Consider the following 23,482-nt stretch of genomic DNA (forward strand, 5'->3'; position numbering starts at 1 on the left):
TGTGGGGAGGGGTTCAGTACGTCGAGATGAAGACGTTCTTCACCTCGGAGAAGGAGTCCGGCGCGTCCGGTCCGAGCTCGCGCCCGAGCCCGGACTGCTTGAACCCGCCGAACGGGGTCCAGTAGCGCACCGAGGAGTGCGAGTTGATGGAGAGGTTGCCGCTCTCCACGCCGCGGGCCACGCGCAGGGCGCGGCCGATATCGCGGCTGAAGATGGATCCGCTCAGGCCGTACTCGGTGTCGTTGGCCTTGGCGATCGCGTCGGCCTCGTCGCGGAACGGCATGACGGCCAGCACGGGGCCGAAGAGCTCCTGCGCCCACACCGGGTCGCTCGCACTGCGCGGCAGCACCACGGCGGGAGCGAGCCAGAACCCGCCGTCCCAGTCCGCGCCCTCGACACTCCGCCCGCGGAACGCGATGTCGGCGCCGTCCAGGTGCGCCGCGACCGCGTCCCGCTGCCGCGCCGAGACCATCGGTCCCATCTCCGCGTCCTCGGCGGACGGATCCTTCACTCGGAACGCCTCCACGGCGGGCTGAAGCAGCTCGAGGAAGCGCTCGTAGACGTTCTCCTGCACGAGGATCCGAGAGCGGGCGCAGCAGTCCTGCCCTGCGTTGTCGAGACCTCCGCCCGGGGCCGCCGCGGCCGCCGCCTCGAGGTCCGCATCGTCGAACACGATGTTCGCGTTCTTGCCGCCGAGTTCAAGCGTCACGCGCTTGATCTGATCGGCGCAGCCGCGCATGATTCCCTTGCCCACCTCGGTGGATCCGGTGAAGCACACCTTGCGCACGAGGGGGTTCGTGACGAACCGGTCGCCGACTACGCTGCCCTTGCCCGTGATCACCGTGAACACGCCCTCCGGGAGGCCTGCTTCGAGGGCGAGCTCGCCCAGACGCATCGCCGTGAGCGGAGTGAGCTCGGCCGGCTTGAGCACCACCGTGTTGCCTGCGGCGAGCGCGGGCGCGAACCCCCAGCCGGCGATCGGCATCGGGAAGTTCCACGGCACGATGATGCCGACCACGCCGAGCGGTTCGTGGAACGTGACGTCGATCCCGCCGGCCACGGGGATCTGCTTGCCGAAGTGTCGCTCGGGGCTCGCGCTGTAGTAGTTCAGCACGTCGCGGACGTTGCCGGCCTCCCAGCGCGCGTTGCCGATGGTGTGGCCGGCGTTCGCGACCTCGAGCGCGGCGAGCTCGTCGATGTGCGCCTCGACGACGCTCGCGAACGCACGCAGCAGCCTCGCACGCTCGCCCGGGGCGATCGCCCGCCATGCAGGATATGCGCGATGGGCGCGCTCGATCGCCGCATCGGTCTCGGCGAGGTCCGCGAGCCCGACCTCCCCCACCGGGTGTCCGGTGGCGGGGTTCAGCACGGTGAAGGCGCCGGCCGCGCCATAGCGGGAAGAAGGGATCCTCATGCCCACAGCCTTTCGAAGTCTCCGATGAACCTGTTCACAGCCGCTCGAAGCCGCGGCGCAGCTCCCAGTCGGTGACCGCGGCGTCGAAGGCGGCGATCTCGACATCGGCGTAGTTGACGTAGTGCCGCACCACGTCCTCGCCGAACACCTCGTTCGCGATGGCGGACTGGGCGAGCGCCTCGCGCGCCTCGCGCATGGTCGACGGCACGGTCGGTGCTCCGGACTCGTACGCGTTGCCCTTGGTCTCCGGCTCCAGAGGCAGCTCGTGCTCGATGCCGTACAGGCCGCCCGCGAGCATCGCCGCGAGCCCCAGATACGGGTTCATGTCGCCGCCGGGAAGGCGGTTCTCCATCCGCGCGCCCGCGCCGCGGCCGACCAGGCGCACGGAACTCGTGCGGTTGTCGATGCCCCAGGCGACCGCCGTCGGTGCGAACGAGCCCTTCACGAATCGCTTGTACGAGTTGATGTTCGGCGCGTAGAAGAGCGTGAAGTCGCGCATGGTCGCCAGCACGCCGGCGATGAAGTGGTCGTACAGCGCTGTGCGGGCACCGCGCTCCGCATCCCAGAACACCAGGGCGTCATCGTCCTTGCCGCGCAGCGACATGTGCACATGGCAGGAGTTGCCCTCGCGCTGGTTCGGCTTCGCCATGAACGTGATCGACTGGCCGTGCTGGCGGGCGATGTCCTTCGAGGCCGTCTTGTAGAACGCGTGGTTGTCGGCCGTGGTGATCACCTCGTCGTAGAGGAACGCGATCTCGTGCTGGCCGAAGTTGCACTCCCCCTTCGCCGACTCCACGTTCAGCCCCGACGCGTACATGGTGTTGCGGATCTCGCGCAGGAGCGGCTCGACGAGAGTGGATCCGAGGATCGAATAGTCGATGTTGTAGCGGTTGGCCGGCTCCAGATCGCGATAGCCGGTGTCCCACGCCCGGTCGTACGGCGTGTTGAAGATCACGAATTCGAGCTCGGTGCCGGCGAGGGCTTTCCAGCCGTGAGCGGCCGCGCGCTCCGTCTGCGCCCGCAGGATCTCGCGCGGCGAGACCCGCACGGCGTCGCCGTTCGTCCCCGCGAGGTCGCACTGGATCATGACCGTGCCAGGACGATGCGGCAGCAGCCGGATGGTCGCCAGATCCAGCACGAACTCCATGTCGCCGTAGCCGTCTGCCCAGGAGGCGTGCGCGTAGCCGTCGACGGTGTTCATCTCGACGTCCACGGCGAGCAGGTAGTTGCAGCCCTCGGTGCCGTGCCCGAGGACCGAGTCGAGGAAGAAGCGCGCGTGCAGGAGCTTGCCCTGCAGCCGCCCCTGCATGTCGGTGAACGCGAGGATCACGGTGTCGAGCGAGCCGTCGAGGATCCGCCCGCGCAGCTGCTCGACGGTGAGCATCCGGTCGTTGCGGACGGGGACAGTGAGGTCGGAGGAGGTCATGTGCAGCGGTGTCCTTTACTTCAGAAGGCCCTTGAGCAGCGCGGCAGTGGCGTCGCAGTGCGCGGTCATGATGTCGCGGGCCCGGTCGGCGGAGCCGTCCAGGATCGCCGCGACGATGGCGCGGTGCTCGGTCTCGGAATGGTCGATGTTGGTCTTGAGGAAGGGGATCTCGGCGAGCAGCTGGTGGATCCGCACCTGGACGGCGCTGCAGGAGCGTGCCAGCTCATCGGATCCGCAGACCGTCGCGATCGCCAGGTGCAGCCGGGCATCCGCCTGCCGGTAGTCGGCGGGGGTCTCGGCCGCGGACAGGTCGGCGAGGCTGTCGGTGAGGAGGGTGCGCTGCGCCGCATCGAGGTCGGTCAGGGCCGCGCGATACGCGGCGCCCGGTTCGATGATGGAGCGGAACACGATGACGTCGTCGATCTCGGCACGTCGCGGCGGGGTCTGGTCTGCCGGCCACTGCTCCGCGGCCGGGAGGACGACGGTGCCCCCTCCGCGCCCTCGGGTCGTCGTGACGAGCCCGGCGGCGCGAAGGGCGCTGATGGCCTCTCTCAGGGTGGCGCGGGAGACGCTGAGCTTCTCGGCGAGCTCGCGCTCGCCGGGCAGCTTCGTCCCCACCCGGAAGATCCCGAGCCTGATGGCCGATCCGAGCTGCTCCACGCAGCTCTCGAAGGCCATGTGGCCGCGGACCGGGTGCAGCGCCGCATCCACCAGAGGAGAGTCCATCGCGTCCGTCATGTCCTGATCATTCCTCCAGGAGTTTGTCCGGTGCGACCGTGAGGTGCTCGGCCTCGACGCTGGACGCCATGAAGTCGCGCTTACCGTAGGCGAACCACAGGGCAGTTGCCAGGAGCGCCACCACGACCACCGCGATCGGTGCGTAGTTGAACGTGTCGATCGTGACCGGATTCACCGGGGGGAGCACGAACAGGATGATGATGACGACGACCCACACGACGGCGATCCAGCCGACGATCGTGCTCCACCGCCCGAGGTTCCACGGTCCCGGCACGAAGCTCTTGTCGAGGCGCCGCAGGAACACCGGGGTCACGTACGCGATGTACAGTCCGATGACGGCGATCGAGGTGACCGCGAGGTATGCCGTCAGGTTCCACATCGCGGGGATCGTCAGGATGATCGACAGGACCACGCAGAGCCAGATCGAGTTCGTCGGGGTTCCGGTGCGCTTGTTCACCTTCGCCCAGAGCCGCGACCCGGGGATCGCGTTGTCGCGTGAGAACGCGTAGCTCATCCGGGAGTTGGCCGTGACGGAGGCCATGCCGCAGAAGAACTGGGCGCCGCAGACGATGAAGAGCAGGAACTTCGCCATCGTCGGGTTGTTGAGCGCATCCAGGAAGATCTGCGCCGGCGGCAGGCCCGTCGCACTGCCGAGCAGCTTCTCGATGCCCTTGTCCGAGGAGTCCTGGATCGCCGCGGTGATCGAGTAGAGCAGGATCCAGCCGCCGATGATCGAGATCACGACGCTCATCACGATGCCCTTCGGGGCGGCGATGGAGGCGTTCTTCGTCTCCTCCGCGACGTGGGCCGAGGCGTCGTATCCGGTGTAGGTGTACTGGGCCATGAGCAGGCCCATGAGGAACACGTACGGGGCGAACGACCAGCCGGTGCCGTTGTAGAAGCCGGTGAAGGTCCAGCCGGCCGACTGATGCTGGGTCGGCATGATCCACAGCACCGCGACGATGATGAGCACGCCGACGATGTGCCACCAGGCCGAGACGTTCGAGAGCAGACTCACGATGTTGACGCCGAAGGTGTTGAGCAGGCCGTGGATCACGATCAGGACGACGAAGAGCCCGAAGGTGTTGAACGGGTTCACCTCCACGCCCCACACGAGGTTGGCGAAGGCCATCATCGTGGTCGCGGCGCCGAAGTCGATCGCGGCGGTGACCGCGACCTCGCCGAGGAAGTTGAACCAGCCGACGGTCCAGGCCCACTGGCGCTTGTTGCGCTTCGCGAGGCGGCCGGCCCAGAAGTAGAGCCCGCCGGCAGTCGGATACTTCGAGCACACCTCGGCCATCGCGAGCGCGACCATGAGCACGAAGACGCCGACGAGCGGCCAGCCGATGTTGATGGCGGAGGGTCCGCCCGACTTCAGGGCGATCGCATACGAGGTGATGCACCCCGCGAGGATCGAGATGATCGAGAAGGAGACGGCGAAGTTGCTGAACCCCGACATCCCTCTGTGCAGTTCCTGCTTGTAGCCCAGGGCGGCCAGGGCTGCGGCGTCGTCGTCGACCGGGTGTGAGTCGGGCGCCTTTGTCGATTCGCTCATGGAGTGCTGCCTGCTTTCAGTGGAGGGAGCGTGTGCAGCGATTCTGGCGACTCGGCTCGGCCAGTGTCAATGGTCTGACTTCAAACCATTGAAAATGTCACCTGCCGGAAACATGAGCTGCGCTCAGCGTGCTCGCGGATGCGCCGTGACGTAGACGTCACGCAGGGTGTCGACCGAGACATGCGTGTAGATCTGGGTGGTCGCGACCGAGGCGTGCCCGAGAAGCTCCTGCACGACGCGCACGTCGGCGCCGCCCTGCAGCAGGTGGGTCGCGAAGGAGTGCCGGAGCGTGTGCGGCGACACCTCCGCGGTGATCTTGGCGCCTTCGGCGGCGGCGCGGATGATCAGCCAAGCGCTCTGACGGCTGAGGGGCGCGCCTCGCGCGCCGAGGAACAGCCTCGCCGACGCGCGTCCCTTCGCCGCCAGCGCGGGACGCACCCTCGTGAGATACGCGTCGACCGCCGCCCTGGCATACGAGCCCACGGGCACGATGCGCTCCTTGGACCCCTTGCCGCGCAGCCGCAGCAGCTCGCCGTGCGCGAGGTCGTCGACGTCCAGCGAGACCGCTTCTGAGACGCGCGCGCCCGTGGCGTACAGCAGCTCGAGGAGGGCACGGTCGCGGACCCCGATCGGATCCTCGGCCGACGGGGCGCTGAGCAGCCGCTCGACCTGGTCGATCGTCAGCGCCTTCGGCAGGCGCCGAGGCTGCTTCGGCGGACGCAGGCGCGCGCTCGGATCCGCGTCGGCGATGCCCTCACGGGCGAGGAAGCGATGCCAGCCGCGCACGGAGGACTGCAGTCGGGCGAGGCTCGATGCGGCCGGTGGCGGTTCGGAGCTCGCGCGCTCCGCGACGAACGCGGCGACGGTCTCTGCGGTGATCGCCTCGGTGTCGGTGATCCCCTGCGCGCCCAGCCACGTCAGGTATCCGTCCAGGTCGCGCCGGTATGCGGCGAGCGTGTGCCCGGCAAGCCCCCGCTCGATCGTCACGTGCCGGAGATACGCGTCGAGCGCCCGGTCGAGCTGCACCTCAGGCTCCGCGGCTCTGCCGCCCCGTGGACGACAGGCGCCGTTCGGCCGCCAGCACGCCCACCGCGAGGATTCCGTTGCGCAGCCGTCCGGCCAGCACTCCATCGGCGGCCTCGTGCAGCGGCACCCAGGCGAGCCGGATGTCGGCCTCCTCGTCCGTGCGCGCGAAGGTCTCCCCCGCCGGGCTCAGGCCCGTGGCGAGGTAGATGTGCACGATCTCGGAGTTGCTGCCCGGTGTCGTATAGGTGGAGACGAGCGGCTCCCACCCGGTGGCCACGAGATCCGCCTCCTCGGCGAGTTCGCGCCGCGCGGCGTCCATCGGATCCTCACCCACGACGTCGAGCAGTCCGGCGGGCAGCTCCCAGTCGCGCTGACGGATCGGGTGCCGGTACTGCTGGATGAGCAGCACCCGCCCGTCCTCGTCCATGGCGACGACTGCCGCGGCGCCGGAGTGATCGATATACTGCCGCACGATCTCACCGTCGCCGTAGCGGATGCGATCCTCCAGGATCCCCCACACCGCGCCGCGATAGACCTCGGCGCTGGCGAGCACCTCGGGGTCGAACGGCTCGTCCCGCGCCGCGGCGGTGGGGTCGGTCACGTCAGTCCTCGTCGTCGAACAGCTCGCTGGAGCGGTGCCGCTCGATGGCGGCGCCGACGAGCCCGCGGAACAGCGGGTGCGGCTCGGTCGGGCGCGAGCGCAGCTCGGGGTGCGCCTGGGTGGCGATGTAGAACGGGTGCACGTCGCGCGGCAGCTCCACGTATTCGACGAGGTCGAGCTCGGGGTTGAGGCCGGAGAACGAGAGCCCCGCGTCCGCCAGGCGGTCGCGATAGGCGTTGTTCACCTCGTAGCGGTGGCGGTGGCGCTCCGAGGCCTCGGTCGCACCGTAGAGCTCGGCGGCGAGCGAACCCTCGCCGAGCGCCGCCTTGTACAGCCCCAGGCGCATGGTGCCACCCAGATCGCCGCCGTCGAGGATCTCGACCTGCTCAGCCATGGTCGCGATGACCGGCTCGGCGGTGTCGGGGTCGAACTCGCTGGACGAGGCGCCCTCGATCCCGGCGACGTTGCGGGCGTACTCGATGACCATGCACTGCAGTCCCAGGCACAGTCCCAAGGCCGGGATGCCCTGCTCACGGGCGAAGCGCAGCGCCCCGAGCTTGCCCTCGATGCCGCGGATGCCGAAGCCGCCGGGCACGCAGATGCCATCGACGTCGGCGAGCGCCTTCGCCGCCCCCTCAGGGGTCTCGCAGGAGTCGGACGGGATCCAGCGGATCTTCACCGCGACCTCGTGTGCGAAGCCGCCGGACTTGAGCGCCTCGGTGACCGAGAGGTAGGCGTCGGGCAGGTCGATGTACTTCCCGACGAGGCCGATCGTGACCTCGTGCTTCGGGTTGTGCACCGCCTGCAGCACCTTCTGCCACCGCGACCAGTCCACATCGGTGGCCTTGCTGAGCCCGAGCGCCTCGACGATGTAGGTGTCGAGTCCCTGGTCGTTGAGCATGGTCGGGATGTCGTAGATGCTGGGCACGTCGACCGCGTTCACGACCGCATCCTCGTCGACGTCGCACATGAGCGCGATCTTGCGCTTGTTCGAGTCGGTGACGGGCCGGTCGCTGCGCAGCACGAGCGCGTCCGGCTGGATGCCGATCGAGCGCAGCGTCGCGACGGAGTGCTGGGTCGGCTTGGTCTTCTGCTCGCCGGACGCACCCATGAACGGCACCAGCGACACGTGCACGAAGAACACGTTCTTGCGGCCCAGTTCATGGCGGATCTGACGCGCCGACTCGATGAACGGCTGCGACTCGATGTCGCCGACCGTGCCGCCGATCTCGGTGATGATGACGTCGGGGCGCGGCGTCTCATCGGCCTGCAGGCGCATGCGGCGCTTGATCTCGTCGGTGATGTGCGGGATGACCTGCACGGTGTCGCCGAGGTACTCGCCGCGGCGCTCCTTGGCGATGACCTGCGAGTAGATCTGGCCGGTCGTCACGTTCGCGGCCTGGCTCAGCTCGATGTCGAGGAAGCGCTCGTAGTGTCCGATGTCGAGGTCGGTCTCCGCACCGTCATCCGTGACGAAGACCTCGCCGTGCTGGAAAGGGTTCATCGTGCCCGGATCCACATTCAGATAGGGATCCAGCTTCTGCATCACGACGCGCAGTCCGCGGGCGGTGAGCAGGTTGCCGAGGCTGGCTGCCGTCAGGCCCTTGCCCAACGAGGAAACGACACCGCCCGTCACGAAGATGTGCTTGGTGGTGTCGTTGTCTGTCCGCGCGGCTGAGTTCTGCATCACGGGCTTTAATCCTATCAGCGCGATCGCCTTGCGTCACTCGCGCGACGCGCGGAGTGCCTCGTCCAGTTCCGCCGAGGTCGGAGGGTTCGCTCCTGCACGGGCCACGGTCAGCGCAGCGCTGGTGAGGGCGGCCTCCAGAGCCGCGAGCACCGCGTCGTCCCCGAGCGGCTCCCCCGCCGCGAGCAGACGGTCGGTGCCGTCATGCAGCAGGGCGTGCAGCAGCCCGGACATGAACGCGTCGCCCGCGCCGATCGTGTCCGCGACGACGACGGGACGCGCCGGACGCGCGAACCATGCGCCGTCCACGAGCGCGAGGCATCCTTCCGCCCCGCGGGTGACGACCACGAACCGCGCACCGTGCGCGGCGAGGTCGGAGAGCACCTGCTCGAGCGTCGCCTCCGGGGCGAGCCAGGCCGCATCCTCGTCGCTGAGCTTGACGACCTGGCACAGCCCGGCCAGGTCGGCGACCCGGCGCAGCACCTCGTCGCGCGCGCCGATCACATCAGGGCGGATGTTGGGGTCGAGCGTCAGGAGCGTCCCGGGCGCGGCCGCGCTGAGCGCGGCACGGACCGCCGTGGCGCCCGGTTCCCGCAGCGCGCCGATCGATCCGGTGTGCACGAGGCGGGCGCCGCTCACGTCGGGCACCGGGATGTCCCAGTCGATGTCGAACTCGTAGCTGGCCTTGCCGTCGGCATCCACGCGCGCGATCGCCGTCGAGGTGGATCCCGGCACGAGCGTGTCGGGGCCGAGCGCAACGCCGGCTTCGTCGAGGTGCGCGCGGACCAGATCGCCGTGGGCGTCGGCGCCGATCCGCGCGTGCAGGGTCGTGGGGTGCCCCAGTCGCGCGAGCCCGACAGCGATGTTCATGGGTGATCCCCCGGGGTGCGTCTCGCCTCCCTCGACGACGTCGACGAGCGCCTCTCCGATCACTGCCACCTGCTCCGTCACGCCGTCTGCCCCTTCATGTCGGCCGAACTCCCTGTGCTGACGAGGTCGCGCACTGCGCCCACCTCGAACCGCTCGATGAGAACGCTACCGCCTCGCCCCGCGATCGACGCGCCCGCGTCGTCGCGCTCGGGCAGCAGATCGGTGATCGTGCGGGTGCCCCCGGACGCGAACACCTCGATCGCGTCACGATCGAGCCAGATGACCAGTTCGATGCGCCCGTGCGCACCGATCCGCACCTGCTCGATGCTGGCGAATCCGTCGGGCATCGTGTCGGCGGCGAGACGTCGATCCAGCCACAGGATGCCCTCGGCCGCCGAGTACCCCACGATCGAGGTGTCGCCCAGGTTCAGGTCGAAACCGTCGGCTCCGTCCAGACGGACGCACACATCGATCCGACACCGATCCGGCAGTTCGCCGATCAGTTCCACCGGCCCCTCCGCCCGCACGTCGGCGCGCGCGACGATCGTCGCGACCTCCGGCCCGATCGCCTCCTGACGCAGTCGCACCCGCCCATCCGCGCGGACGAGGGACAGCCGGCGCGCGAGCGCCATGGCACCGCGCTGCGGGGATCCGACGTCCACGGGGAGGAGCCCGGCGTAGTCCCAGTTGCTCATCCACGCGACGAGGATCCGCTCCTCATCGGGAAGTCCGGAGAACGTCACCCCGGCGTAGAAGTCCCGCCCGTGGTCGAGCCAGTCGCATGCCTCGAGCTGAACACGGCTGTTCTCCCACCCCTCACCGGGTGCCGCCGGGGGGATCGGCTCGTCTGCGACGAAGCGCACCCCGTCGAAGAAGCCGATGACGTACTGCGTCCCGGATCCCCCGGCGATGCCACCGGGGTTGAGGCTGATCAGCAGCACCCAGCGCACCTCGGAGGGATCGCCGTCGACCGCGAGCGGGAACAGATCAGGGCACTCCCACACACCCCCGGTCGCCCCACGCGGACCGTAATCGGACAAGTATGCCCAGGTCTTCAGATCGTCGGAACGGTACAGCACGACGCGGCGTTCGACGGCCTCGACCGCGACCATCACCCAGTACTCGCCCGCCGGCCCTGAGTAGCGGAACACCTTCGGATCCCGGAAGTCGGCAGACCCCCGGTCCAGCACCGGGTTGCCCTCGTACAGGCGCCAGCTGCGCCCGCCGTCCAGGCTCGAGGCGATGCCCTGTGCCTGATGGCGCGCGACCTGGTCGGCGAGCGTGAACACCGCGACGAGGGGCGGCGTCCCCGCAGCGCCGAGGCCACTGGTGTCGTGCTCGTCGAACACGACCGAGCCCGAGAAGATCTCGTGCTCGTCCGTGTAGCGGATCGCGACCGGATGCTCCTCCCACCGGACGAGATCGGTGCTGGACGAGTGCCCCCAGCTCATGAAGCCGTGGGTCGCGCCCTCGGGGTTGTACTGGAAGTAGAGGTGGTACCGGCCGCCGTGGAACACGAGCCCGTTCGGGTCGTTCATCCAGTTGCGTGCAGGACGGAAGTGCATGAGCGATGGGGTCACGGCGATTCTCCGGGGATGCTGATGACGGCGGTTTTCCTCACGACCGGATGCGGACGTCGAGGGAGACGAGTTCGGCGGCGCCGCCGTTGACGAAGAAGCCGATGCGCTCGCCCGCGCGGCGGTGCAGACGGGTGCTCAGAGCGACCCGACGATCGATGACCGCGACGAGGATGTCGCCGTCCGCCACGATCTGCACATGGTGGCGCCCCGGTGCCAACGGGCAGGGGCGTTCGAGGACGAACGGCACGTCGCCGGAGATCTGCCACTGCTCGCCTCCGGTGAGGGCTCGTGGCCAGCGGTCGAAGACGACCCGATCGCGTCGTGGCTCCAGCCGGATCGCTCCGGCCTGGTCGCCGTCCGCAGTGGCGCGCACCAGCAGCCCGACCTCTTCCACGCCCGCCGCGATGTCGATCTCGGCGGTCAGCAGATACGAATCGGGCAGATCCGCATCGCCGATGAGCTGGGCGAACCGGTCCGCGCCGTACAACGACGCCGGCAGTGCGGAGAATCCGGACTCGACCGGCACCGAGAACGATGCGGCGAACTCGTCGGGAAGACGGAATGCGAGAGTCCCGTCCGGATCCTGATCGGCCTCGAGCACCGCCATCGTGCCCGCCCACTGCCACGCCCCGTCATCCGAGCCGCCCTCGCGGGTCGAGATCCAGCCGACGAAGAACCGCCGTCCCTCGCGCTCGACGGTCTTGGCGGCATAGAAGGCCCGCCCGTCGATCGTGTCGTGCTCGGGCGTCAGCCAGGGCCCGCTCGGCGACCGCGCCATCCGGTAGCGGGTGCAGAACGCATCGGAGAACTCGGAGTACACCAGGTACCACCAGTCCCCCCAGCGGAACACGTCGGGGCACTCGTGCGCGATGTACCGACGAGGATCCCAGAACGGCCGAACCGGAGTCCACGACACGAGATCCGTCGACGTCAGCTGCGCGATCGTTCCGCGCCGCCGTTCCGGACCGTCCTCGTGACGAGCCGCGACGAGCATCCGCCACACGTCGCCATCGCGGAACACGAAGGGATCCCGCCAGTCGCCGGTCTCATATCCTTCGGTCGCGCCGAAGGTGTGCTCCGGGTGCTTGACCCAGTCGCGCAGGCCGTCCGCGCTCGTCGCATGGGCGACCAGCTGCCGCGGGCGCCCATCCGTTCCGAGCCGACGAGGGTTCTGCGCCGTCGAGAAGAGGTGCGCGACCCCGTCGTCGTCGAGCACGACCGAGCCCGTGTAGACGTTGAAGTCCTCCGCGTCCGGACCGCCGCTCGGCACGGCGAGCCCGTGATCGACGAAGTCCACGAAGTCGGTGGTCGTGACCAGGCGCCAGGGCATTCCCGTGCTCGGCACGGCGCGATCCTCGTACAGGTACCAGAGATGGAAGACGCCGTCATGCTGGAACGGGATGACATCGCCCACCCAGGCGCCCTCGGGGCTGAAGAAGACGGGGGCGGCGCTCATCGGGAGGAACCCGCGGTGACGCCGGCGATGAAGTAGCGCTGGGCGACGATGAAGAGCAGCACGCTCGGGATCATCGACAGCACGACTCCGGCCAGCACGACCGAGATCGAGCCCGTGCCGAGGTTTCCCTGCAGTCCGACCAGGCCGAGCGGCAGGGTGAAGGTGCTCTGATCCTGCAGGAAGATCAGGGGTCGGTAGAACTCCGCCCAGAACCCGGAGAAGTTCAGGATCGCCAGCGTCGAGATCGCCGGCGCAGCCATCCGCGCGTACACGTGGAAGAACACACCGAACTGCGTCGCCCCGTCGATCCGCGCCGCTTCGCCGAGCTCCCTGGGCATCTGCATGAAGTACTGCCGCATCAGGAAGGTGCCGAATGCGCTGCCGAGCGCCGGGACGATCAGCGAACCGAGCCCGTCCTGAAGTCCCAGTGACTTCACGATGAGGAACACCGGGATGATGATCGTCTGCAGCGGCACCATCATGGTCGCCAGGAACGCGCCGAAGATCAGATTCTTGCCCGGGAAGGAGATCATCGCGAACGCGTACCCGCTCAGGGTGCAGGTGATCGTCTGGCCGACCACGATCAGCAGGGTCACGATCGTGCTGTTCAGGAAGAACTGCCCGATCGGGATCTGGTCGAACACCGCCGCATAGTTGCTGAAGTCGGCGTTGAACGGAATCCACTGAGGCGGGTTGTTGAACGCCTGCGAGGGCGACCGCAGCGACGTGGTCAGCGTCCACAGCAACGGGCCGAGGGCGAACACCGCGGCGACGATCAGGGCGACGAGGCCGGCGATCTTGCCGACGCTCCAGGAGCGGTCCCAGGGACCGCCGCTGCGGGACCGCCGGCGGCGGCCCGTCACGATCAAGGATGTCGCGCTCATTGGTAGAACACCAGCTTCCGGGAGGCGAGGAACTGGATCCCGGTGATCGCGAGGATCACCAGGAGGAGGATGATCGCGATCGCCGAGGAGTAGCCGAACTGCAGGTTCTGGAACCCGGTCTGGTACATCGAGATCGTCGCGGTCGTGGTGGCCGTGCCCGGCCCGCCCTTCGTCATGATGAACGGCTGGTCGAACAGCTGCATCGCGTTGATGAAAGCGATCACGGCAGCGAACAGGATCGTGGGACTGATCAACGGGATCTTGATCCGGAACAGCGTGCGCAGCGGACCCGCACCGTCGATCGACGACGCCTCCAGCACGTCCGTGGGCACCGCCATGAGGGCGGACACGAACAGCACGAAGGTGAAGCCGACCTGCTGCCAGACCACGATCAGCACGATCGTCACCTGGGCGCCGAAGGGGCTGGTCAGCCACGGCACGTCCGACATCCCGAGGAGGCCGAGGTAGTAGTTGATGGCGCCGAACTTCGCGTCGAACAGGTAGCCCATGAAGATGGCGACCGCCGCCGTCGAGGCGAGCAGCGGAAGGTAGAACGCCGTGCGGAAGAAGGTCCGCCCGAAGGTCGAGGTGCGCTGGTTGACCAGCACCGCCAGGAACAGCCCCAGTGTCAGCTGGAGGGCGACGATCGCTATCGCCATGACGGTCGTCACGCCGAAGGACTGCAGCACGGGACCGTCGGTGAAGAAGCGCTGGTAGTTCTCCAGCCCCGCCCAGGTGGGCGGGGAAATGACGTCCCAGTGGAAGAACGACAGCCCGAGCGAGGCCAGGATGGGGATGAACGTGAACACCGTCACGAACAGCATCGACAGCGCGATCATCGCGTAGCCGAACATCCCCTCCCGCCGGGCCGCCCGGCGCGCACCAGGGCGGCGGACGGCCCGGGGAGGCTTCACCTCGCCCGGCGACACACGCAGTGCTGCGTGCGGAATGGAGGTGGTCGCGGACATCAGCTGCCCTTCGCCACCTTCTCGAGGTCGGACTGCATCGCGTCGAGCGCCGCCTTCGCATTCCCCGAGGAGATGGCCTCCGTCGTGCGCTGGTTGAGGGAGGTCGCGAGCGCGTTGTAGTACGACGGCGCCGAGATGGGGACGGAGCCGTCGAGCTGGTCGTAGAAGACCTGCCAGTTCTTCGGGCCCGTGCTCGCGTACCGCTCCGCGGTCATCAGCGACTTGCGCCCTGTCGTGGTGATGTTGCCCGGGAACATGATGTCGAAGGTCTCCGCCTCGATCATCATCTTGATGACCTCCCAGGCGGCGTCCTTCTTCTTGGACGATTCGAAGATCGAGTACCCGCCGGTGCCGAACAGCGACTTGTTGCTCTTCCAGGTCGGGAACGCCTGCACTTCGAAGCTGCCGTCCTTCATGCCCGCGTTGTGCAGACCGCCCGCCCAGAACCCTCCGCCGATCGTCATGCCGATGCGGCCGGACGAGAACAGCCCCTGGAGGGTGCCGCCGCCGCCCACGTCGGGTGAGGGCGAGTAGCCGGCCTTCTGCAGGTCGATGACGTACTGCAGCGCCTCGATCGCGGCGTCGGAGTTCGCCGTCGGCGCGCCCCATTTCCATCCGCCCTGGCGTCCTTGGATGCTCTTGTCGCCCGCCTCGTAGGCCTTGCTCCAGAGCCAGTCCCCGCCGCCGTACTTGCCCTCTTCGATGAGGTTCCCGTTGTTGGCGTAGAGGAAAGACGTCCAGCTGCCCCAGAGGCGCACCACCCAGTCGAAGGGAAGGATGTCGCCGCCGAGCTTCGAGATCTTCTCGGCGGTGGAGTGGAAGTCGTCCATCGTCCAGCCCGCGGCCGGCGCCGAGGCCCCCGCCTTCTGCAGCACGTCGGAGTTGTAGAACATGCTGCCCGCGTTGAAGCTGTCGGGCATGTTGTAGAGGTGCCCGTCGACCATCATGGCCTCGATGAGCGCCGGGTGGATGTCGTTGAAGTAGCTCGACTTCAGGGTCGACATGTCCTTGGTGACATAGCTGTCCAGCGGCGTGATGAGCTTCTTGCCGACCATGAGCTGCAAGCCCTCCGTCGCGACGCTCACGATGTCGGGAGCCTGTCCCGAAGCGATCAGGGTGAGCACCTTGGCGAGGAAGTCGTTCCAGTCCTTGCCGTTGATCGCACTGACCTTCAGCGAAAGGTCCTTGTCGATCTTCTTGACCTTGGGTTGGAGGGCGTTCTGCAGGGTGGTCGCCGACTTCTGATCGCCGAAGTACAGCATGGTCAGGGTGCCGGTGCTCGAACCGCCCCCTGAAGGTGCGCAGCCCGTCAGGCCCGCCCCCATGCCCAGCAGGGCGGCGCTTGCGAGGCCATAGCCTCCGAGCCGCAGAAGATCACGTCGTCCCATGACAGGTCCGAACTCGCGTGCCATCAACTTCTCCTCTCTGAGAGTGAATCGGCTTTGCGCAATCCTGCGCAGATCAACGGGTGGTGAACCGATTTATCCGACGGTAACACCTGCCGTGGGTGGTCCGCAACAGACGTTGATAAATTAATTCACCAAATGTGGCGGATCGGCTAGGTTAGAGGAACGCGAAGGAGAGGAGGCCGCCGATGTCCACCGCACCGAGACCGACGCTGGCGGACGTGGCACGGCTGTCCGGTCTGTCCAAGACCGCGGTCAGCCTCATCCTCAACGACCGTCCTTCCCGGCTGTCCGAGGATGCGGTCGAACGGGTGCGCACCGCCGCGGCGCAGCTCGGCTACAAGCCGAACCCGGCGGCGCAGAGCCTGCGCTCGGGGAAGACCCGCTCGATCGGTTTCATCTCGGATCAGGTCACGATCACCCGTTTCGCGTCGGCGATGGTGCGCGGGACCCTGCGCGCCGCGAAGGAGCTGGACCATACCGTGCTCATCGCCGAGACCGGGGATGACCCCACGCAGCTGGCCGCTGCCTTCGACGAGCTCATCGATCGCCGCGTCGACGGCGTGATCGTCGGCCTGATGGCCGCGCGCATGGTCGATGTGCCGGCGGCTCCGCGCGGCATCCCCGTCGTCATCGTCAACGGTCGCACGCCTGATGACCTGCCCAGCGTCCTGCCGGACGAGTACGCCGCGGGCCATGCGATGGCCTCAGTGCTGCTGGATGCCGGCCATACACGCGTCGGCTTCGTCGGCGACATCCCGCATGTCGCGAGCGATCCGCGCCGATCCGTCACCATCGCGCGGCGCCTCGACGGCATGCGGGACGCCTTCGCCGAGCGCGGCATCGCCGGTCCGGTCGAGGTCGTCCTCGAGAACTGGACGACGGCCGACGGTTTCGTGCAGACCCAGCGGATGCTGGACGCCCACCCGGACCTGACCGCGATCATCGCAGCCACCGACGGTGTCGCCTTCGGCATCTATCAGGCGCTGAGCGAGCGCGGCCTGCGCATCCCCGCGGACATCTCCATCGTGTCGTTCGACGACGAGGATCTGGCCTCGCTGGTCCGTCCAGGTCTCACCACCGCACGGCTCCCCTACGAGCAGATGGCGCGAGTCGGCGTGGAGATGCTGCTCGGCGAGCGCGATCTGGCGCACGAACTCCTGCCGATGCCGGTAATCGTGCGCGACTCGGTGCGCGACCTGCGCTGACCTGCCGGCGCGTCCTCCGCAAAGACCTCGGGCTCAGTCCTCCCGCAGCGCGAGCAGTTCGCGCGCGTGCTCGAGGGCGGCGCCCGAATCGGCGAGACCGGACAGCAGCCGCGCCATCTCGGCCTCGCGATCCTCACCGTCGAGGCGACGGACGCTGGAGGCCGTGACCTGTCCGTCGTTCGCCTTCACGACGCTCAGGTGATTGTTCGCGAAGGCCGCCACCTGGGCGAGGTGCGTGACGGCGATGACCTGCGAGGTGCGCGCCAAGCGTGCCAGGCGCCGGCCCACCTCGATTGCCGCGGCACCGCCGATGCCGGCGTCGACCTCGTCGAACACGAAGGTCGGGACCGGATCCGTGCCGGCGATGACGACCTCGATCGCGAGCATCACACGCGACAGCTCGCCGCCCGAGGCGCCCTTCGCGACGGATCGCGGATCCGCCCCGGGATGCGGGGCGAGCAGGATGGCGACGTCGTCGCGGCCGTGCGCGCTCTCGGCTCCCTCGGTGACCGCGACGACGAGACGGGCATCCGGCATGGCGAGGGCGTGCAGCTCCTCGGTCACGGCGGCACCGAGCCGGCCGGCGGCCTCCGTGCGCGTCGCCGTGAGCGCCGCGGCCGCCTCGTCGAGGGCCGCGCGGGCGGCGTCGCGCTGGACTGTGAGCCGTTCGATGTGGTCGGAGTCGTCATCGAGCTCGGCGAGCCGCGCGGATCCGGTGTTCCACAGGTCCAGTGCGGCGTCGAGCGTCCCATGGGCGCGGACGAGGCCTGCGAGAGCCGCTCTGCGCTCCTCGACCGCCGCCAGCTCATGCGGCCCGGACTCGTCGAGATCGGCGAGGTAGCCGCTCAGCTGCGCAGCGATATCGGCGGCGCGGTAGCCGATCTCGGCGATGCTCTCGGCGATCGACGTGAGCTCGGGATCGCCCGCTCGCTCCAGCGCACGCCGTGCTTCGGCTGCCAGCGTCGTGATGTCGTTGTCGCCGTCCTCGTCCGACAGCGCCGCCCGGGCGAGGGCCGCGGACTGGCGCAGCTCCTCGGCGTTCGCGAGGCGCTCGGCGCGCTCGGCGAGCGCGTCGTCCTCCCCCGGCTGTGGATCGGTGGCCTCGATGAGCGCCAGCGCTTCGCGAAGGTCCTCGGCCTCCCTCCGACGCCGCTCCTGGTTGCCGCTGATCTCCTCGAGCTGGGCCGACAGGGTGCGCCAGCGCTCCCAGGCGGCCTCGTACTCGGTCCTGACGACCGCGATCGCGGATCCGCCGAAGCGGTCCAGCGCGTCTCGTTGCGCGGCGGCGGACCGCAGGCGCAGCTGTTCGGACTGCCCGTGCACGACGACCAGATCGTCTGCGAGGTCGGCCAGCACCCCGGCCGGGGCCGCGCGCCCGCCGACGCTCGCGCGGCTGCGCCCCTCGGCGCTGAGCGTGCGCGAGACGTACAGCTCGCCGCGCTCGTCGTCGTAGGGTTCGAGCTCACCTCCGGCATCGGCGACGGTGTCCGCGACGGATCCCCTCGTCGGCACGATCCACACTCCGGCGACGGAGGCCTGCGCCGCGCCCGCGCGGACGGCGCCGGAGTCCGCCCTGGCTCCCAACAGGAGTCCGAGACCCGTCACGACCATGGTCTTGCCGGCGCCGGTCTCACCGGTGATCGCGGTGAATCCCGGCCCGATCTGCAGCACCGCCTCGGCGATGACTCCGAGATCCCGCAGGCGCATCTCCTCGATCACGACTCGGATCCCCTCCAGCCGGAGACCGGCAGCTGGAACTTGCGCACCAGCCGGTCCGTGAACACGCTCGGGTGCAGCCGCGCCAGGCGCACCGGACGCGAGGACCGGCGTACGATGACGCGCGCGCCGCGCGGAAGCTCGTGCGAACGCCGCCCATCGCACCAGAGGATCGCGGTGCCGTCGTTGCGGTCCAGCAGCTCGATCGCGACGGGTGCGCCGGGTGCGACCACGAGCGGTCGCGCGAACAGGGCATGGGCCGACAGCGGCACCACGGCGATGGCTTCGACACCCGGCCAGATCACCGGTCCGCCCGCCGAGAAGTTGTATGCGGTCGCCCCCGTCGGAGTGGACACGACCATGCCGTCGCAGCCGAAGCTCGTCAGCGGGCGCCCGTCGATCTCGACGACCACCTCGATCATCCGCTCGCGACTCGCCTTCTCCACCGTCGCCTCGTTCAGCGCCCAGGTGCTGTAGACGACGGATCCATCGGCGTCCTTCACGCGCACGGCGAGCGCCATGCGCTCCTCCACGGAGTAGTCGCGGTCGATGACGCGCGCCACGGCGGCGTCCATGTCGTCGCGCTCAATCTCGGCGAGGAAGCCGACGTGGCCCATGTTGATGCCGAGGATGGGTGCGGTGCCGTCGCGCACGAGCTCGGCCGCACGCAGGATGGTGCCGTCACCGCCCAGCACGATGGCGAGCTCGATGTCCTCGACCGGGATGTCCGATCCGAGCACGTCGAGGTCGGCGAAGAACTCGTCCTCGGCCGTCAGCTCGGCACGGTCGTCCGCCGACATCACCGGTCGGGCCCCCGCGCCACGGAGCGCGGAGACGACCCGTCGGGCGGCTTGCACGGTCTCATCGCGGCGTGCGTGTGCGACGACGAGGATCCTGCGCTCGTTCATCGGCCTCCTGCCATCTCGTCGATCGTGCTCATCCATTCTGTCGGATTGCCTTCCGAGCCGCGGGAACGATCCCCCGCTCGCAGATGCACCAGGTACTCGACGTTGCCATGCGTGCCGAGAATCGGCGACGGCAGCAGACCGCGGACGCCGAACCCCTGATCCCACGCGCTCCACAGCACACGGGCCACCGCGTCGGCACGGATCGTCGGGTTGGTCACGAGCCCGCCTCGCACCGCCGTGCGCCCCACCTCGAACTGGGGCTTGATGAGCAGCACGACGTCCGCCTCGGGCGCGGCCGTGATCGCGATCGCGGGGAGCACGAGCGTCAGGGAGATGAAGGACAGGTCACCGACCACGAGGGACGGCCTCAAGCTCTCCCCCGTCGCGGCGGCCAACGCCTCCGCATCCATGTGGCGGACGTTGAACCCCTCCACGGCGATCACGCCAGGGTCCGCCCGGACCGACGCCGCGAGCTGCTCATGCCCCACGTCGACGGCGAGGACCCGCCGTGCCCCGCGCTCACGCAGGACCTGGGTGAAGCCGCCGGTGGACGCACCCATGTCCAGGGCGACGGATCCGGAAGGATCGAGGCCGAATCCGTCCAGCGCGGCGATGAGCTTGTGCGCGCCGCGGCTGACGTAATGATCGGCCCCGGCCACATCGATCACGTCGCCGTCTTCGACCTTGGCGGACGCCTTGACCACGGGTTTCCCGTTCACTGTGACGAGGCCGCCGTCGATGAGCGTGGCCGCGTGCGTGCGAGACCGCGCGAGACCGCGCTCTGCGAGTGCGGCATCCAGTCGGGCTGTCATCCGCGATCGGGGCCCGGTTGCGCGGACGCGGCGACGCGCGGCGCGCTCTCCAGCCGACGTGCCAGGTCGTCGTGCAGAGTCTGGTAAGCGGCGGCGCGAGAATCCAGCGGCTGCCCTTCGATCAGGCGCAGCCGACTCCAGAGTCCGTCCGAAGGATCCGGTTCCGTGTTCTCGCTCACCCTCTCAGCCTACGGCGAGACGGCGACGTTCCGACGGATTACGGGCGGTGGAACGGATCTGCGTACAGGCGTTCGGGCACGCGGAAGCCGAAGATCTGCCGGCCGGTGCGCCAGATCGCCTCGGCGCCAGCGCGCACGAGGTCGATCGGGCGGTCGCCCTCGCTGAGGATCGTGACGTCCGGGCCGTCGACGCGGACGGACGCGCCCCGCACTGTGACGGTGTCGCCCTTGAATTGCGTCTGCGGGTACGGTTCGTCCAGTTCGCGCAGATCGCCGAGGATGTAGGTCGGACGCGATCCCTCGGCGGCAGCCAGAAGATGCTTGGGGCGGTCGATGCCTGTGAGCACCAGGACCGACTCGATGCCCGCGCGGGACGCCCCTGCGATGTCCGTGTCGAGACGGTCGCCGATGAAGAGCGGATGCTTCGCATCGAACCGCGCGACAGCCTCCTCGAAGATCGGCGTCTCGGGCTTACCCGCCACGGTCGCAAGACGACCGATCGCCGTGTGCACGGCCGACACCAGCGTTCCGTTGCCGGGTGCGACGCCGCGCGACTGCGGAATCGTCCAGTCCGTGTTCGTCGCGATCCAGGGGATCCCGCCCTCGTCCTCGGGGAGCTTCAGGGCGAACGCAGCTTCCGCGAGGTCCCTCCAGCCCACCTCGGGCGCAAAGCCCTGGACCACGGCAGCCGGCGAGTCGTCGGCACTGCGGGTGACCCGGAACCCGGCCTTGTGCACCTCGTCGACGAGACCCTCTCCCCCGACGACAAGGATCGTGGATCCGGCCGGGATCAGGCTGCTGACGAGGCGCATCGCGGCCTGCGGACTGGTGACGACCTCGTCCGGGGCGACGGACAGGCCGAGCTCCGTCAGGTGTGCGGCGACCGACGCGTCGGTGCGCGAGGCGTTGTTCGTGATGTACCCGAGGCGACGGGATGCCTCGACCTTCTTGAGGCTGTCGATCGCGTGCGGGATCGCGCCGGCTCCGGCATAGACCACGCCGTCGAGATCGGCGAGCACCACGTCGACGTCGGTCAGCGGCGTGCGCTTCTCCCGGGAGAACAGGCTCACTCGGATCGCTCCGCGTCCTCCGGCTGCTCTGCCTCGCCCGGCTCCGTGCTTGCGGGCTCGGCGCCATCCGAGTCGGCACCATCGGAGTCGGCGCTCTCGGCCTCGATATGCTCGGCCTCGACAGGCTCGTCTCCGTCGAACTCGATGCTCTCCGGTTCGTCGGCGAGGTCTTCGTAGGCGTCCTCGATGATGAGCTCCTCGTCGTCGCCATGCCCCAGGGCCGCCGACGCCACTTCGGCGCGCTCCTGCCAGAACGACGCCTCCTCGAGGCGACCGAGGTCCTCGAGCACTGCGGCACGAGCGGCGAAGAGCGCAGGGCTCCAGTCGAACGCGAGGTCGGGGTTGAGCTCGGGGATCTCGAGTTCGCCGAGTGCCAGCTCGGTCTCCCCTCGGTCCAGGCGTGCTCCCGACATCGCGATCGCCAGCGCCACGCGGGTCGCGGTCGGCAGGGCCGCGCGGTCGATGGAACGCGCCTCTTCCAGCGCGCGGTCGGGACGCCCCATGCCGCGCTCGCTGTCGACGATGAGTGCGATCTGGTCATCGCTCCCGGAGATGCGACGGTAGGTGCGCAGCTCTCGCAGCGCCAGGGCGAAGTCGCCCATGGCGTAGGCCGTGATCGCCACCGACTCGCGGACCACCGCGACGCGGCCGGCGCGACGGGAGGCCGCCAGCGCATGCAGGTGCGCACGCTCGGGATCCTCGTCGATGAGCTGGGCCGCCATGGCGAGATGACGCGCGACCTGCTCGGCGTTCTCCTTGCTGAGGGTCTTCAACTCGTTGCGGGCCGAAGGATGCAGATCGCGGGCCGTGACGTCATCGGGAATCTCGGGGTCGCGCGGGCGGTCTGCCGCATACGTGTCACGACGGGGGCGGTCACTGTCCCGGCGCGGACGGTCGTCGCCGCCACGGTACGGACGGTCGCCGTCACGGCGCGGTCGGTCATCCCCACCACTGCGGAACGGACGATCACCATCGCGACGCGGACGATCGACGCCGCCACGGAAAGGACGGTCACCGTCACGACGCGGTCGATCATCCCCACCACGGAACGGACGGTCACCGTCACGACGAGGGCGGTCCGTGCGATCCGAAGAGCCCCGGTACGGACGGTCGCCGTCGCGGCGCGGTCGATCCGTGCGATCCGAAGAGCCCCGGTACGGACGGTCGCCGTCGCGGCGCGGTCGGTCGTCGCCCCCGCGGAACGGACGGTCACCGTCACGACGCGGACGATCCGTGCGATCCGATGAGCCTCGGTACGGACGGTCCCCGTCCCGACGCGGTCGGTCGTCGCCAGCGCGGAACGGCCTATCGGTGCGGTCGGCGGAACCCCGAGAGGGACGATCCCCATCCCGGCGAGGTCGGTCGTCCCCACCAGAGCGATAAGGTCGGTCACCGTCACGGCGAGGACGATCCGTGCGATCGGCCGAGCCCCGGAACGGGCGGTCGCCGTCACGACGCGGTCGGTCATCGCCACCACGGAACGGACTGTCACCATCGCGACGCGGACGATCATCCCCACCAGCGTGGTACGGACGGTCGCCCTCACGGCGCGGTCGGTCGGTGCGGCCTGCGGAAGCTCCGAAGGAGCGGTCGCCGTCACGACGCGGACGGTCATCCCCGCCACTACGAGACGGACGGTCACCCTCACGGCGCGGACGGTCCCCGTCATTGCGCTGCGGACGATCGCCGCGGGCAGAGCCTTGACGGAAAGAGCGCTCGGAACGGTCTCCATCGACATAGCGGCGAGGCTGCCTCGCGTCGTCATCCTTGCGGTCGCGCGAGGGCTTGCCATCTTCGGCCATGTCGGGACTCCTTCCGTCGAGCATGTTAACGCAGAAAGGCCACCCTGCGTTGGGTGGCCTTTCTGTTAAAGGAAGTCCGGCGGTGTCCTACTCTCCCACAGGGTCCCCCCTGCAGTACCATCGGCGCTGTGAGGCTTAGCTTCCGGGTTCGGAATGTGACCGGGCGTTTCCCTCAC

At 68.9% G+C, this 23,482-nt stretch carries 21 protein-coding genes and 1 rRNA gene; 1 reads left to right on the forward strand and 21 read right to left on the reverse strand.

Annotated elements, in window-relative coordinates; translation table 11 throughout:
• Nucleotides 1-13 precede the first annotated feature (13 nt).
• The 13 genes from AB4078_RS10330 to AB4078_RS10390 all read right to left on the reverse strand — a co-directional run bounded on the left by AB4078_RS10330 (nucleotide 14) and on the right by AB4078_RS10390 (nucleotide 15,617).
• Nucleotides 14-1,414: an aldehyde dehydrogenase family protein gene (locus AB4078_RS10330; RefSeq protein WP_441977062.1), complete on the reverse strand. Its 1,401-nt coding sequence runs from the start codon at nucleotides 1,412-1,414 to the stop codon at nucleotides 14-16.
• Nucleotides 1,415-1,448: 34 nt separating this feature from the next.
• Nucleotides 1,449-2,840 carry a glutamine synthetase family protein gene (locus AB4078_RS10335; RefSeq protein WP_441977063.1) on the reverse strand — a complete coding sequence of 464 codons (1,392 nt, stop codon included), beginning with the start codon at nucleotides 2,838-2,840 and terminating at the stop codon, nucleotides 1,449-1,451.
• 15 nt (nucleotides 2,841-2,855) lie between these two features.
• A complete protein-coding gene (locus tag AB4078_RS10340; protein WP_441977064.1) occupies nucleotides 2,856-3,578 on the reverse strand; it encodes a FadR/GntR family transcriptional regulator in 723 nt (240 codons plus the stop codon).
• A gap of 7 nt (nucleotides 3,579-3,585) precedes the next feature.
• Nucleotides 3,586-5,133 carry an amino acid permease gene (locus AB4078_RS10345; RefSeq protein ID WP_441977065.1) on the reverse strand — a complete coding sequence of 516 codons (1,548 nt, stop codon included), beginning with the start codon at nucleotides 5,131-5,133 and terminating at the stop codon, nucleotides 3,586-3,588.
• 123 nt (nucleotides 5,134-5,256) lie between these two features.
• Nucleotides 5,257-6,159 carry a site-specific tyrosine recombinase XerD gene (gene xerD / locus AB4078_RS10350; protein ID WP_441977066.1) on the reverse strand — a complete coding sequence of 301 codons (903 nt, stop codon included), beginning with the start codon at nucleotides 6,157-6,159 and terminating at the stop codon, nucleotides 5,257-5,259.
• A gap of 1 nt (nucleotide 6,160) precedes the next feature.
• Nucleotides 6,161-6,760, reverse strand: coding sequence for an NUDIX domain-containing protein (locus tag AB4078_RS10355; RefSeq protein WP_441977067.1), 600 nt, complete (start codon nucleotides 6,758-6,760; stop codon nucleotides 6,161-6,163).
• Between the two features lies 1 nt (nucleotide 6,761).
• Entirely contained in the window at nucleotides 6,762-8,447 is a 1,686-nt protein-coding gene (locus tag AB4078_RS10360) for a CTP synthase (protein WP_441977083.1), read from the reverse strand.
• Between the two features lie 36 nt (nucleotides 8,448-8,483).
• Nucleotides 8,484-9,398, reverse strand: coding sequence for a PfkB family carbohydrate kinase (locus tag AB4078_RS10365; RefSeq protein WP_441977068.1), 915 nt, complete (start codon nucleotides 9,396-9,398; stop codon nucleotides 8,484-8,486).
• On the reverse strand, nucleotides 9,395-10,897 hold the full coding sequence (locus AB4078_RS10370) for a GH32 C-terminal domain-containing protein (RefSeq protein ID WP_441977069.1): 1,503 nt from the start codon (nucleotides 10,895-10,897) through the stop codon (nucleotides 9,395-9,397). Before AB4078_RS10370 ends, AB4078_RS10365 begins: the two co-directional genes overlap by 4 nt.
• Before the next feature lie 37 nt (nucleotides 10,898-10,934).
• On the reverse strand, nucleotides 10,935-12,353 hold the full coding sequence (locus AB4078_RS10375; RefSeq protein WP_441977070.1) for a GH32 C-terminal domain-containing protein: 1,419 nt from the start codon (nucleotides 12,351-12,353) through the stop codon (nucleotides 10,935-10,937).
• Nucleotides 12,350-13,237 (reverse strand): carbohydrate ABC transporter permease, encoded by an 888-nt coding sequence (locus AB4078_RS10380; RefSeq protein WP_440735224.1) that lies wholly within the window; start codon nucleotides 13,235-13,237, stop codon nucleotides 12,350-12,352. The genes AB4078_RS10375 and AB4078_RS10380 overlap by 4 nt, the downstream gene beginning before the upstream one ends.
• A complete protein-coding gene (locus AB4078_RS10385) occupies nucleotides 13,234-14,205 on the reverse strand; it encodes a carbohydrate ABC transporter permease (protein ID WP_441977071.1) in 972 nt (323 codons plus the stop codon). Before AB4078_RS10385 ends, AB4078_RS10380 begins: the two co-directional genes overlap by 4 nt.
• Nucleotides 14,205-15,617: an ABC transporter substrate-binding protein gene (locus AB4078_RS10390; RefSeq protein ID WP_441977072.1), complete on the reverse strand. Its 1,413-nt coding sequence runs from the start codon at nucleotides 15,615-15,617 to the stop codon at nucleotides 14,205-14,207. Before AB4078_RS10390 ends, AB4078_RS10385 begins: the two co-directional genes overlap by 1 nt.
• A gap of 182 nt (nucleotides 15,618-15,799) precedes the next feature.
• Between AB4078_RS10390 and AB4078_RS10395 the strand changes: the two genes are divergently transcribed.
• Nucleotides 15,800-16,819, forward strand: a complete 1,020-nt coding sequence (locus AB4078_RS10395) for a LacI family DNA-binding transcriptional regulator (RefSeq protein WP_441977073.1) — start codon at nucleotides 15,800-15,802, stop codon at nucleotides 16,817-16,819.
• A 33-nt stretch (nucleotides 16,820-16,852) separates the two neighbouring features.
• On the opposite strand, the gene recN is transcribed toward AB4078_RS10395, so the two are convergent.
• The 8 genes from recN to rrf form a co-directional block, all read right to left on the reverse strand.
• A complete protein-coding gene (gene recN / locus AB4078_RS10400) occupies nucleotides 16,853-18,538 on the reverse strand; it encodes a DNA repair protein RecN (protein WP_440735228.1) in 1,686 nt (561 codons plus the stop codon).
• Nucleotides 18,535-19,443, reverse strand: a complete 909-nt coding sequence (locus AB4078_RS10405) for an NAD kinase (RefSeq protein ID WP_440735229.1) — start codon at nucleotides 19,441-19,443, stop codon at nucleotides 18,535-18,537. Before AB4078_RS10405 ends, recN begins: the two co-directional genes overlap by 4 nt.
• Nucleotides 19,440-20,255 (reverse strand): TlyA family RNA methyltransferase, encoded by an 816-nt coding sequence (locus AB4078_RS10410; RefSeq protein WP_440735230.1) that lies wholly within the window; start codon nucleotides 20,253-20,255, stop codon nucleotides 19,440-19,442. The genes AB4078_RS10405 and AB4078_RS10410 overlap by 4 nt, the downstream gene beginning before the upstream one ends.
• Nucleotides 20,252-20,434 (reverse strand): hypothetical protein, encoded by a 183-nt coding sequence (locus tag AB4078_RS10415; protein WP_440735231.1) that lies wholly within the window; start codon nucleotides 20,432-20,434, stop codon nucleotides 20,252-20,254. Before AB4078_RS10415 ends, AB4078_RS10410 begins: the two co-directional genes overlap by 4 nt.
• 38 nt (nucleotides 20,435-20,472) lie before the next feature.
• A complete protein-coding gene (locus AB4078_RS10420; protein ID WP_440735232.1) occupies nucleotides 20,473-21,504 on the reverse strand; it encodes an HAD-IIA family hydrolase in 1,032 nt (343 codons plus the stop codon).
• Nucleotides 21,501-22,277, reverse strand: coding sequence for a hypothetical protein (locus tag AB4078_RS10425; RefSeq protein ID WP_441977074.1), 777 nt, complete (start codon nucleotides 22,275-22,277; stop codon nucleotides 21,501-21,503). Before AB4078_RS10425 ends, AB4078_RS10420 begins: the two co-directional genes overlap by 4 nt.
• A complete protein-coding gene (locus tag AB4078_RS10430; protein WP_441977075.1) occupies nucleotides 22,274-23,242 on the reverse strand; it encodes a hypothetical protein in 969 nt (322 codons plus the stop codon). Before AB4078_RS10430 ends, AB4078_RS10425 begins: the two co-directional genes overlap by 4 nt.
• 138 nt (nucleotides 23,243-23,380) lie before the next feature.
• Nucleotides 23,381-23,482: ribosomal RNA gene (rrf, locus tag AB4078_RS10435) — 5S ribosomal RNA — on the reverse strand; the annotation flags it as partial.

This window comes from Microbacterium sp. 2MCAF23, from assembly GCF_052115565.1.
Classification (GTDB): domain Bacteria; phylum Actinomycetota; class Actinomycetes; order Actinomycetales; family Microbacteriaceae; genus Microbacterium.